General features: G+C 37.1%; 11 protein-coding genes. 7 read left to right on the top strand and 4 right to left on the bottom strand.

Annotated elements, in window-relative coordinates; genetic code table 11:
- Nucleotides 1-7: 7 nt before the first annotated feature.
- Nucleotides 8-958 (bottom strand): MlaD family protein, encoded by a 951-nt coding sequence (locus tag ACODR7_RS04830; RefSeq protein WP_488837715.1) that lies wholly within the window; start codon nucleotides 956-958, stop codon nucleotides 8-10.
- 128 nt (nucleotides 959-1,086) lie between these two features.
- Nucleotides 1,087-3,240: a SurA N-terminal domain-containing protein gene (locus tag ACODR7_RS04835; RefSeq protein WP_488837717.1), complete on the bottom strand. Its 2,154-nt coding sequence runs from the start codon at nucleotides 3,238-3,240 to the stop codon at nucleotides 1,087-1,089.
- A 260-nt stretch (nucleotides 3,241-3,500) separates the two neighbouring features.
- Here ACODR7_RS04835 and lon point away from each other — a divergent pair, with 260 nt between their 5' ends.
- Entirely contained in the window at nucleotides 3,501-5,906 is a 2,406-nt protein-coding gene (gene lon / locus ACODR7_RS04840) for an endopeptidase La (protein ID WP_488837718.1), read from the top strand.
- Between the two features lie 204 nt (nucleotides 5,907-6,110).
- On the top strand, nucleotides 6,111-7,223 hold the full coding sequence (locus ACODR7_RS04845) for an AI-2E family transporter (RefSeq protein ID WP_488837720.1): 1,113 nt from the start codon (nucleotides 6,111-6,113) through the stop codon (nucleotides 7,221-7,223).
- 97 nt (nucleotides 7,224-7,320) lie between these two features.
- Here ACODR7_RS04845 and ACODR7_RS04850 read toward each other — a convergent pair whose 3' ends face one another.
- Complete coding sequence (locus tag ACODR7_RS04850) at nucleotides 7,321-7,563, bottom strand: bacteriocin-like protein (RefSeq protein WP_131436563.1); 243 nt, start codon at nucleotides 7,561-7,563, stop codon at nucleotides 7,321-7,323.
- A gap of 151 nt (nucleotides 7,564-7,714) precedes the next feature.
- Here ACODR7_RS04850 and ACODR7_RS04855 point away from each other — a divergent pair, with 151 nt between their 5' ends.
- Nucleotides 7,715-8,092 carry a DoxX family protein gene (locus ACODR7_RS04855; protein ID WP_488837722.1) on the top strand — a complete coding sequence of 126 codons (378 nt, stop codon included), beginning with the start codon at nucleotides 7,715-7,717 and terminating at the stop codon, nucleotides 8,090-8,092.
- Between the two features lie 58 nt (nucleotides 8,093-8,150).
- On the opposite strand, the gene ACODR7_RS04860 is transcribed toward ACODR7_RS04855, so the two are convergent.
- Entirely contained in the window at nucleotides 8,151-9,509 is a 1,359-nt protein-coding gene (locus ACODR7_RS04860) for an acyl-CoA dehydrogenase family protein (RefSeq protein WP_488837724.1), read from the bottom strand.
- 208 nt (nucleotides 9,510-9,717) lie between these two features.
- Here ACODR7_RS04860 and ACODR7_RS04865 point away from each other — a divergent pair, with 208 nt between their 5' ends.
- From ACODR7_RS04865 to ACODR7_RS04880, 4 genes are all read left to right on the top strand, one after another.
- Nucleotides 9,718-10,629, top strand: a complete 912-nt coding sequence (locus ACODR7_RS04865; protein ID WP_488837725.1) for a DUF4349 domain-containing protein — start codon at nucleotides 9,718-9,720, stop codon at nucleotides 10,627-10,629.
- 152 nt (nucleotides 10,630-10,781) lie between these two features.
- The gene (locus tag ACODR7_RS04870; protein ID WP_488837727.1) at nucleotides 10,782-11,657 is read left to right on the top strand and encodes a TraB/GumN family protein; all 876 of its coding nucleotides are present in this window, start codon (nucleotides 10,782-10,784) and stop codon (nucleotides 11,655-11,657) included.
- Nucleotides 11,658-11,681: 24 nt separating this feature from the next.
- A complete protein-coding gene (locus ACODR7_RS04875) occupies nucleotides 11,682-12,191 on the top strand; it encodes an RNA polymerase sigma factor (RefSeq protein ID WP_488837729.1) in 510 nt (169 codons plus the stop codon).
- Complete coding sequence (locus tag ACODR7_RS04880) at nucleotides 12,181-12,786, top strand: hypothetical protein (protein WP_488837731.1); 606 nt, start codon at nucleotides 12,181-12,183, stop codon at nucleotides 12,784-12,786. Before ACODR7_RS04875 ends, ACODR7_RS04880 begins: the two co-directional genes overlap by 11 nt.
- The last annotated feature ends 61 nt before the right edge of the window (nucleotides 12,787-12,847 follow it).

Consider the following 12,847-nt stretch of genomic DNA (forward strand, 5'->3'; position numbering starts at 1 on the left):
AGGCGTATTAGTCTTTGTTATTTTTTCCGAAAACCGAGAAGTTGATATATCTCTTCGGATTCGCTTTCATATCTTCGATTAATGAATTCAAGTTAGTAGAAGCCGAATTCAGATTGTTATAAAGCTGATCATCCTTCATCAGTTTACCTAAACTTCCTTCTCCTTTATCAATACCTCCAATCACCTGATTCAACTTTCCTACTGTAGCATCCAGATTAGCAATAGTAGCATTTAACTGTTTAGTATCTATGCTCTGCGCCAGATTTCCATATTTATCCAGGGTAACTTTTCCGCTCTGCATAGTAAGGCTTGCATCATCCAGCACCTTTTGCAGTTTTGGATCATTATGCCCTACAAGCGTATTTACACTTCCTGCTGTAGCCTGTAATGCTCCTACTGTTTTATTAAGGTTGGCCAATAAAGCTTTTATTTCAGCTCTGTTCTGAGCATCAAAAACCTGATTGGCATTCGCCATTAAAGAATCTACTCTGTGCAGAACCACCTGTAGCTGATCTTTTACCGGACCCACCTGAGAAGAAAGACTTCCCAGCGTTCCCAGTTTGAAAGTTCCTTTTAAAGTGTCACCGTCTTTTGCAGTAGGCCCTCCATACATAAGGTTTACTCTCATTTCTTTACCAGACATTAATCCAGGTTCAAAGATCTCCAATGATGAGTTTTTTGAAAATTCGAATTTGTTGTCTACTGTAATTTTTACGACAAAATTAATTTTTCCATCTTTTGCGGTAATAGGAATAATCTTGTCTACCTGTCCTACTTTCAAACCATTAATAGAAACTGCAGAAGATTGCGCCAGGCCTTCTACATTGTCATATTTTGCGTAAAATATATTATCGGTAGTAAAAAGGCTCTTCCCTTTCATAAACTGAAACAATACCACAAAGCCTACGATAGCTAGAAGTGCAATCACACCAGCTTTTAATTCTTTACTGAACTTCACTTGCTAATTTTTTTCTAATAAGCAAATATAATACATTTTAAATAAATGTTTTCCTTTATTGTTCTGCGTTAAATACAAAAAAAGCGACAAAAAATTTTGTCGCTTTTTATATCATTGAAATGATTTTCTTATTGTTGCTGATTTCCCAGCTTGTTCCAGATCTCAATTCTGTAATCTTCGATATCTGCATTGTCCTGAAGGCTCTTCATCCAGGCCTGTCCGAACATTCCGGCACTTCTCTGGGTAAGAGATTCTGTAAACTGCTTAAGATCTCCAGGTTGTTTGTTTACAGTTTCTGATTTTTTGATCAAAACATAAACTCCTGTTCCTCCTTCAACCGGGTTAGAAAGTTTACCTTTTGCAACACCGAATGCTGCACCGGCAACTTTAGGTTCCATAGCACCCGCTACTGAAGGATTCAATAGATTCACCTGAGCAGATTGTTTTGGAGCGGCAAACAATTTAGCAATCTGATCTAAGCTGGAAGCTTTTGCTGCTGCAATTTTATCAGAGATTTGTTTTGCTGCCAATTTATTTTTAACGATAACTTCGATCTGATCTCTCACAGATTCCGGATCAGCAAGACCTGCTTCCTGTTTTCCGTTCAGATACACAACAATTTTATCTCCTGTTCCTTCTACTGTAAATAATTCAGTATCTCCTTTTTCTCTTTTCTTATCAAAAGCCCATGCAAGGATTTCTCCATCTTTTTCAGTACCTAAGCCCTGAAGCTGACCTTCAAATCTTTTCGCTGCTTTTGGATTAGAGAACTGATAGTTTCCTTTCTTAGCAATATTCACGAAATCGTTGAAAGATTTCCCCTGAACCTGCTGAATGAATTTTCTTGAGTTTTTGTCTGTTTCAGCCTCAGTAGCATCTGAAGGTTTGATTGCTTTCACAAGGTTCGCAACTTTATACCCCATTGATCCTGATTTTTTATCTTCAATATTGATGATATGGTAACCGAACTGTGTTTCTACCACCCCTGTAGCTCCTTTAGGATTATTGGCAAGGTAAGCAAGGAATTCCGGAACGAAAGGCGTCTCTGGTGTTGTCCATCCAAGGCTACCTCCCTGAGCGGCAGAATTAGGATCGCTTGAAAGCTTAAGGAATTCTGTGAATTTTGCAGGAGCAGCTTTTACAATAGCACCTATTGAGTCTGCCAGTTTCTTAGCCTGCTCTTTAGTTCTTGTTACCCCTTCACCTGCAGGGCTTCCTTTGAATGCAATAAGGATATGTCTTGATAAAGTAGAATCTGAAGGTCTTTTACCAACCAATTTAGAGACTACATATACATCTTGCTCTTTATAAGGACCAAAAGTCTGACCTACTGCTGCTGTAGTGATCTGATCTTTGATTGTTGGAGGCAATTGAGCAGGATTCAAATACTGAGGATTGAATGGTGCATCAGAATTTGCTGCTACAAACATAGAATCGTTTTTAGTATTCTGGAAGTTTTCAGTTCCTCCACTCGCATCTGTACCTCCTGAATATAATTTTGTAATTTCTTTCAGGGCTGCCGCATCATCTGCTGCACTAGGTTTAGATGGGAAAAATACAATACCGATATTTCTGCTTGGCTCAGCTTTGAACATAACAGGATGCTTCTTGATGTAATCAGCAAGATCCTGTGTGGTAACATTGATCTTTGTTTTTTGAAGATAAGCCGCATAATCTACTTTTACAAAGTCGATATCTGCAAGCTGATCTCTCTGCTTCATCAATTCTTCAGCTTCTTTCTTACCTGTAGTAATACCTGCTGAAAGATTGGTAAACACCTGTCTTGCCATTAGTCTGTACTCAATTGTCTTTCTTGTTTTCAACCATTGAGTATATCCCTGGGGATTGGTGTTTTGTAATGTTTCAATTTCTTTTTTAAGCTCTTGAGTTTTAAAATTACCTTTCTCATCAAAGAATTGTTGATTCTGAGCAAACATCTGATCATACTGGATTTGATTCCAGAAATAATCATCAGTCATTTCAAAGCCCAATTTCTCAAACTGTTGTTTGATAAGTTTAGATTGTACAAGTAACTGCCATGCCTGCTCTTCAAGACCGTTTTTCGGACGACCCTGCTGTTCAGCCTGCTGCTGCAACACGAAAAGCTGATCATTGAACTCTTCGCGGGTGATTTTCTCACCGTTTACTTTTCCTAAAACGTCAGGATTCTTACCAAAAACCTTGTCGATACTCTCGGGGTTTACCAGGAACGCCAAAAGCGCTAAGGCTATTACTCCCATTAAAAGCCAAGGCTTACTCCTAATCTGTCCTAAAATTGCCATTTTATAAATTATAGTTTTTTATCAGTTTGCGAAAATACACATTTTTAAGAAATTACAGAAACAGAACTGCTTTATTTTGATTTTTAATGCAAAGATTAACTAAAAAAGGAAATTTTGACCGTATTTTTAAGTAAAAAACAAATGGCATAAGTATTGTGCATTTTTAAAACATTATAATATGCCACACGTTTTCAGAGTATATTATAAAAATTTCCTTTAATGATAAAAAACGAAAATGACAATTTGTCATTCGATTGACTATGACAGAATTTGAAGATATTAGTTTAGAAGAAATGATCAGTGACGGATTTGATATCGTAACTGAAGAAATCAATCTTTCCGACTTCGCAGAGACTGATAAAAATTCCGAACAGAAAATATTCCCGATACTTCCAGTAAGAAATATGGTTATGTTCCCTAATGTTGTAATTCCTATTACTGCAGGGAGAAAAACCTCCATACAGCTTCTTGAAGAGGCACAGAAGAACGGAGATTTTATTGGAATTGTAAGCCAGAAAAACTCGGATATGGAACAACCTTCCGAAAAAGATATATATACTACCGGTACACTGGCAAAGATCATTAAGATCATTAAGCTTCCGGAAGGCAATATTACAGCTATTACCAAAGGATTCCACAGGTTTAAGATTAAAAAAATCATCGATAACCAACCCTATTTTAAAGCGGAAATATCGAAATTAAAAGATAGCCGACCTAAAGATCAGGAAGAGTATGAAGCATTATTGGAGAACATCAAGGATCTTGCTTTAAAGATTATTGAACTGGATCCCAATATCCCAAATGCGGCAAACTTCGCAATCAAAAACATTAACAATAATGACGATCTTCTGAATTTCATCTGCACGAATGCTAATTTCTCTTCAATAGCAAAACAAAAACTGCTTGAAGAAAAAAGTCTGATGACAAGAGCCAACCAGTGCTATGAAATGATGCATGAAGATTTCAGAAAACTGGAACTGAGAAATCAGATTCATCAGAAAACATCGAAGGATCTTGATAAACAGCAGAGAGAATATTTTCTGAATCAGCAGATCAGAACGATCCAGGAAGAACTGGGTGGCGGACCTGAAAGTGATGTGGAAGACCTTATTGCTAAGGCTAAAACAAAAAAATGGAGCCAGGAGGTAGAAGACCATTTCCAGAAAGAAATCGGCAGGCTTCAACGTCAGAACCCTAATTCTCCGGACTATAATGTACAGAGAAACTACCTGGATTTCTTTACAGATCTTCCGTGGGAAACCTACACGAAAGATATTTTTGACATTGCTAAAGCTGAAAAAGTACTTGACAAAGCACACTTCGGACTGGAAGATATCAAGAAAAGAATTCTGGAGCACATGGCTGTTTTAAAGCTAAAAAACAATATGAAGTCTCCCATCCTATTATTGGTAGGGCCTCCGGGTGTTGGTAAAACATCTTTAGGAAAGTCTATCGCTGATGCATTGGGAAGAAAATATGTGAGATTATCATTAGGCGGTCTTCATGACGAGAGTGAAATCCGCGGACATAGGAAAACATATATTGGTGCTATGGCGGGAAGAATTTTACAGTCTATTAAAAAATCAGGTACTTCTAACCCGGTAATTGTTCTTGATGAGATTGATAAAATCGGACAGGGTCTCCATGGAGATCCAAGCTCGGCACTCTTAGAAGTTCTTGATCCTGAACAGAATAAGTCTTTCTATGATAATTTCCTGGAGATGGGCTATGACCTTTCAAAGGTGATGTTTATTGCTACTGCCAACTCACTTTCAACAATACAGACTCCTCTTTTGGACAGAACGGAGATCATTCAGATTGCCGGTTATACATTGGAAGAAAAGATTGAGATTGCCAAAAGACATTTAATCAAGAAACAACAGGAAGAAAATGGTCTGGATGCAAAATCATTCAAACTCGGAAATGCAGAACTTAAGCATATTATAGAAGCTCATACTTCAGAAAGTGGAGTAAGAACTCTGGAGAAAAGAATTGCAGCCATTGGGAGATGGGTAGCTCTTCAGACTGCTTTGGTAAAGGAGTATGACCCCAAAATTTCACTGGAAAAAGTGGATGAAATTCTTGGTGTTCCAAGACCGAAGAGCTTATCTGAGATTACGGGAGTTCCTGGTGTGGTAACAGGTCTTGCCTGGACAAGCGTAGGAGGAGATATTCTTTATATTGAAAGTATTTTGAGCAACGGAAAAGGAACTTTAACAATGACCGGAAATCTTGGAACGGTGATGAAAGAGTCTGCAACTATCGCTTTGGAATACATTAAGGCTAAGCATGATGAACTGGGGATTTCTCAGGAAGATATTGAAAAGAAAAACATCCACGTGCACGTTCCTGAAGGAGCAACCCCTAAAGATGGACCGTCTGCAGGTATTGCCATGCTGACTTCAATGGTTTCTTCGTTTAAAAACAAGAAGGTAAAACCTCACCTTGCGATGACGGGAGAGATTACTTTAAGAGGAAAAGTGCTTCCGGTGGGAGGAATCAAAGAAAAACTTCTTGCAGCAACAAGAGCAGGAATCAAAGACGTAATCCTTTGCGAAGCCAACAGAAAAGACGTGGAAGAGATCAAAAAAGATTATCTGAAAAATCTGAGAGTACACTACGTAAACAGAATGGAGGAAGTCATTGACATCGCCATTGAAGAATAAAAACAATTTATAACATATTAACTTCTCAATAATGAAACACGTTCTGATATTCAGTACGTGTTTTTCTTTTTATAAAAAAGCAGATTGTTCTATCAGGTGGAATAAAATTTGCTGAACACTAGATAATTCCGAAGGATTGAATGATTTTTTTTTCAATTCAGACGGGTTTTCTTATTTTTATTCCACACTGCATATTTATAGATTATGAATTTTCTTAGACTTCCTTTCCTTGTCAAGCTTACCCTCGTGGTGATTTCCATCATTGGACTTGGCTATCTTCTGGCATTAGGACAGAGTATTTTAGCTCCGTTTTTCCTGGCATTCCTGATGGCTATGCTTTTTTTACCTGCGGCAAGTTTTATGGAAAGAAAGCTGAGATTTCCAAGATCAATGTCTACAATGACCTCAGTCTTCATTATGCTGATGATTTTAGGCGGAATTATTTACTTCTTTACCAATCAGCTCTCTGACTTTAGCAAAGATCTTCCACATCTCAAAGAACAGTTCACCACTGTTTTCAATGGTCTTCAACATTGGGTTTCCAAAACATTCAATGTGAAAGTAGATGAACAGGTAGATTACATCAATCAGGGATTAAATAAACTTCTGTCTTCTTCAGGGGTGATTTTAGGATTTACATTTGGGGTATTCTCAACAGGATTTGGATTTATTATATTTTTCACTCTGTTTTTTATCTTTATTCTAAATTACAGAAGACTATTAAACAATTTTATCGTTACAGTTTTCAACGAAAGACATAAAGCCAGTGTACAGGAAGCGGTAAGTGAAATCCGGGTTATGACCAAGAAATATATTTTTGGTCTTTTCCTTCAGGTGATTATTGTATCTGTTCTTACCTCAATCCTTCTTACGATTCTGGGAGTGAAATATGCTATTCTTCTGGGAGTTCTGACGGGATTATTAAACGTCATTCCTTATCTGGGAATTTTTATTTCTCTTCTGATTTCCTGTTTTATAGCGTTTGCCACTTCTACGCCTTCAACATGTATTTATGTTGCTTTGGGCTATATCGCTATTCATGCTGTAGATGGCAATATTGTTCTTCCATTTGTAGTGGGTTCTAAAGTAAAGATCAATGCTTTATTTTCTTTTATTGGAATCCTTTTAGGAGAACACCTTTGGGGAATTGCGGGCATGTTCCTGTGCATACCAGCTATTGCTATTATAAAAATTATCTGTGAAAGAGTAGACGATCTCAAACCTTGGGGAAGATTACTCGGCGAAGAACCAAAACCTCATAAGAAGAAAAAAAGCTATAAGATTTCCAAGAATATTACGTTGAAGGAAATAGACTAAATATGAGTAATGAGTAATGAGCAATAAGTAATAATTGACATACTCCTAACTTTAAATAAAAAGACTGCCTTTTTCGAGACAGTCTTTTTTTATTGTATTATGGAAGAGGACACAACGGACTCGTTCCATTTGGGCAGGTTTCCGTACAGAGAATATAAGATGGGTTATCCGGACAGTATCCATAAGTCGGGCCTTCAGGATTTCCTCCGGGACCTCCTAAACAAGGATCTCCAGGTGGAATCTTGCACGGACATCCTATTGGTCCTATATCACATTTTTCAACTCCTCCATGAATTTCTCTTAAACTCGTACGGTTTAATTTTTTAAGATTTTTTAGCATGATTTTTATTATTAGTTTACCTCTCTAAGATATAGAATAAAAATCACATAAAACATTAATTAACGCACATTAACAACCATTTCATATTTTATATCAAATTAAATACAGAATATATCATTTTTATTTTACATTTGATACAAAATCATCAATCATGAAATTAATAAAACTCATCTTATGTCTGCTTTTCGGGCTTATGTTTATTAATGCCGGATTAAACAAGTTTTTTAATTATATGCCTATGGAAAAACCTACTCCTGAGCAGATGAAACTTTTCGCTGCTTTTGGAGAAATCAGCTGGCTGATGCCTTTAGTCGGGATTGTAGAAGTCATTGGCGGATTATTATTTATTTTCCCAAAAACGAGAGCTTTGGGCGCTATTGTTATCCTACCTGTTATGGTAGGAATTGTTACCCATGTTTTCACAATGGATAAATCTCCCATGGGAATGGGTATCGCCGGAGTGATGTTTCTGATCAACCTTTGGATGATTATTGATAACAAGGAAAAATATAAACACATAGTTTCCTAAGGTGGCAGATAATAGGTTGCGGGTTGCAGCACCTACAACCTATCATCTGCTATCTGTATCATACAAAAGCACTGAAACCTGTAATCGATCGTCCTACGATGAGCGAATTAATTTCTTTTGTTCCTTCGTAAGAATATATAGCTTCTGCATCGGCAACAAATCGGGCTACATCATATTCCAGGAGAATTCCATTTCCTCCCATTACTTCTCTTGCTCTGGAAACAATATCTCTTGTTCTGAGGGTACAGAAGACTTTAGCTAAAGAAGCATGTTCATCTTTTAAAATTCCTTCATCCTGCATTTCAGACAGTCTGAAAACCATCGTCTGCATGGCAGTAAGATTAGATAGCATTTCTACCAGATGCCCCTGAATCATTTGGAATGAAGCAATAGGTCTTCCAAACTGCTCTCTTTTCCGGGTATAATCCAATGCGCTTTCATAAGCTCCGCGGGCACAGCCTGTAGCCATCCATGCTACTCCTGCTCTGGTCATTCTCAGTACTTTCCCGGTATCTTTAAAGGAATTGGCATTCTGCAGGCGGTTTTCTTCGGTTACAAGACAGTCTTTTAAGGTAATCAATCCGTTCTGGACAATCCTTAAAGCCATTTTTCCTTTAATTTTTTCTACGGAATATCCCGGATTATCTTTTTCAACAATAAATCCTTTCACCTCTCCGCTGTCCAGATCTCTTGCCCAGATAATAACCAGATCAGCAAAAGTAGCATTCCCAATCCATTTTTTCTGACCATTAAGAATCCAGCCTTCCGGTGTTTTTTTACAGGTTACTGTAAGTCCGCCCGCAGCTCCTGATCCAACTTCCGGCTCTGTAAGCCCAAAGGCTCCTATTTTTTCAAATTTCTGCATCTGCGGAAGCCACTTTTGTTTCTGTTCTTCAGATCCGCAGATATAAATAGAACCCATTGCCAGCCCGGATTGTACCCCAAAAAATGTGGCAATAGAAGCATCTACTCTTGCCATTTCCATCGCAATAACACCTTCCATCAGGAAAGGCATTCCCGGACAGCCATATCCTTCATAAGTAACGCCGCAGATATCCAGTTTCTGGAATTTTGGAATCAATTCAAAAGGAAATTCATCTCTGAGCCAATAGTGATTAACAAGAGGCTTGACTTCTTTTTCCATGAACGCTCTTACTTTAAGCTGAATTTCACGCTGTTCTGGAGTAAGGGTATGGTAGATATCATAAAAATCACCATCAATAGGTGGTAATTCTTTCTTTTTCTTTTCCGGATCAAGCATTTTCATAAGTCCGGAAAGCTGTTTATCATCCAGTTTTGAGAAATTTTGCATCAGTTTTGGCAAGTCTACTTTTTGAGAGATGGTGCTCAACTGATCGAAATCTATGGATCTAAATAATTCTATTGCGTTTCTGATTTTGGAAAAAGTATTTGACATAGTGATAGATTGTAGTTTTGGTTTGTAAATGATAAGCAAAAACTGCTCCGAAAGCAATGACCAAAGCCTAAGCCTATTTTACAAAACACTACATTTCAATTCATTAAAACCGAAAATTTCGTTTACAAGCTTTTTACTTTTGATTTTCAAGCGTTACAAAAGATCCTGGCTGAACTTTGACTCAAGCAAAACAACAAAAATCAACGCTATGAAAACCACTTACATTCAGTTATCTCTGTCAGCTGTTCTTTTATTAGGAATTTATTCATGTAAAAAGGGAGAAGTTTCCTCTAAAGAACTTGAAGCTTATGCTGCTACAGATTCAGCAGCAGCGATTGTATCAGACAGAATCTCATCTGTTGCAGAGATGAAAGTAAAAGACAAACAGTTCATCAAAACTGCAGATGTGAATATGGAAGTAAAAGATGTGTATAATGCAACGATTGCTATTGAAAAATCTGTGCAGGAACTGGGTGGTTTTGTTACCAATAGTAATCTGCAAAGCAATGTGGTTTCCGAAAACACCTACAATACTTCTGACGAAGAGGCTATGCTGATTAAAAAATACCAGACAGAGAACAGAATGCAGGTGCGTATTCCGACGGAAAAACTTGGGGAACTTTTAACAGCAATCAATACAAACAAGTTATTTCTTAATTCAAGATCCATTAATGCAGAAGATGTAACAGCCAACATCCAATATTCTGAACTGGAAGGGAAAAGGAATCAAAAGACTTCTGAGAATATCAGCAAGCTAAAAACAAATAAAGATAAGGTAACGCTGGATGACAAAAATATGTCTGAAGGAAATCTTCAAAAACTACAGAGTCTGAATATGACAGACGATCTGAAATACAGCACCATTGATATCTACATCAAAGAGCCTCAATTCCGTATTGCCGAAATTGCTGTTACCAATACGACCAGCATTGACAATAAGTATAAATACAATTTCATCTATGATGCAAAAGATGGTTTTGTATATGGCTTCTATCTGATTCAGAGAATTATAGTTGGTCTTATCAATGTGTGGACTCTGGTTTTAATTGCTGCTGCAATCCTCTATTTTTTACGAAAAAGAAAAATTTCAAAACCTGAGTATCCAAAAAACCAGGAATAAAAAACCATCCTAACCAATTGGTTATCATCATAATTTTAGATTTTACAGCCTCCTGTTTTCAGGAGGTTTTTATTCTTTTTGAAAAAAAACTGTAACGATTGTAATGCCTGCTTTACCTACTGTTTAAAAGAACAGAAAATCAAAAAAATACTATGAAAAATTTTATCAAACTTGGATTTGCAGCATTATTGTCATTGAATTTCATAACATCCAATGCACAAGATAAAGGCAGCAACAAAGAAAACAGCCTGCTTTGGGAGGTTTCCGGAAACGGTCTTTCTAAGCCTTCTTATATTACCGGGACTTTTCATATCTTATGCAGTAAAGATTTTGAAATCAAACCTAAAGTACTGAAAGCTCTTGAGAGTTCTGAAAACCTTGTTATGGAAATCAATTATACAGATCCTGCAGAAATGATGTCATTACAGAAAATGTTTAAAGCAGATAAAAAAATATCGGATCAGCTTTCACCTGAAGAAGCCAGGGAACTGAATACTGTTCTTGCCAATTACGGAACAGATCTGAAAAGCATAGATTCTTCAAGTCCTCAGGCGCTATATGCACTGCTTTCCACCAAAGCCATCCCATGTCCTCAGACTGAAGTAAAGCTTTACGAGATGGAACTTCTTCAGAAAGCGATCAAAGATAAAAAAAGCATCAAAGGACTTGAAAAAGTGGAAGATCAGATGAAATCCATCAATGAAGCTTACGACCTGAAGAGCATTATTGCTCAACTGAAAATGGACAAGGAATATCAAATATTGTTCAGACAGATGATTGAAGCTTTTAAAAATGAAAATGCAGAATCCCTTTACAGTCTTTTTAAGGATGAAAGATTCATGAATACCCAACAGGAAAAGGCTATGCTTACCAATAGAAATCAAAACTGGGTAAAAATAATGCCGGACATGATGAAAAACGAAAGCTCTTTCTTTGCTGTCGGAGGGTCCCATCTTATGGGTGAAAACGGAATTATCCCTCTCCTTCAGGCAAAGGGATTTACCGTAAAACCTGTATCAGGCTTGTAACAATAACCAAACCATGAAACAATTGTGAGCAGTTTAAACGAAACCACTTTTTTAAAGCTCGTCAACCAGCACAAGGGCATTCTATACAAAGCCTCACGGATTTATGCAGATTCCGTAGAGGACCGGGAAGACCTTCAGCAGGAAATTCTTATCCAGCTTTGGAAATCTTATCAGAATTTCAAAGGAAACAGTGAATTCTCTACCTGGATGTATCGTGTTGCAATTAATACCGCCATTACCTTTTTAAAAAAAGAAAAACAGAGATCCAATAATCATACATATGCTCCCTCCCATTTTGAAGTGCAGCAGGAGGATTACAACCCTGCAAAGGACAGGCAGCTGGAAATTTTCTACAGTGCCGTTCAGGAGCTGAACTCTCTGGAAAAAGCCGTCATATTTTATTTCATGGAAGGAATGTCACACAAAGAAATAGGAAATAACTTAGGACTCAGTGAAGGTAATGCCCGCGTAAAGCTTAACAGAACAAAAGATAAAATACAGCAAATCATAAAAAAATCAGGTTATGAATTTTGATCAATTAAAAGAACAGTGGAATAAAGAAGACAGTGATGTCCATATTCCTGACACCATAAAGCAATTAAAGGAAAGCAAACACCCTATAGAAAAGATTCAGAAAAATATGAAAAGAGAATTTCCCATGCAGATTCTTGCTATTATTCTTATCGCTTTTTTTCCTCTCCAGTTTCAGTTTCCATCTTCACAGTATATTATTTATTATGTTTCCTATACCATGATGGTCGTTATCTCATCATACTATCTGCTAGGATTTTATAAATTTTATAAACAGACGGAACTTTACACAGGAAACACCAAAAACAGCCTCTGGAAAATATATCATGAGCTTCGTCTGAATATGGAACGATATCAGTCTTTCGGATTTTTATTACTTCCCCATTTCCTGATAACAGTAGGATTGGTTATTTATAACACGATGGAAAAACAGGGAAAATCTCTGACAGAACTTACCACTTCTCACCAACAGGGATTAATTATCACAGTTCTCATCGGAACTTTAGCAATCATAACGAGTATCGTTTTATGGACAAAGTATATCTACGGAAGGAGTGCCAAAGAACTTGAAAACATTCTGAACGAAATGGATGAATAACATTGAAAATGCTTATCACAAAACACATTTTACAAAACCTCAGGCCTTTTCTGAGGTTTTG

Source organism: Chryseobacterium sp. FG46 (assembly GCF_057809135.1).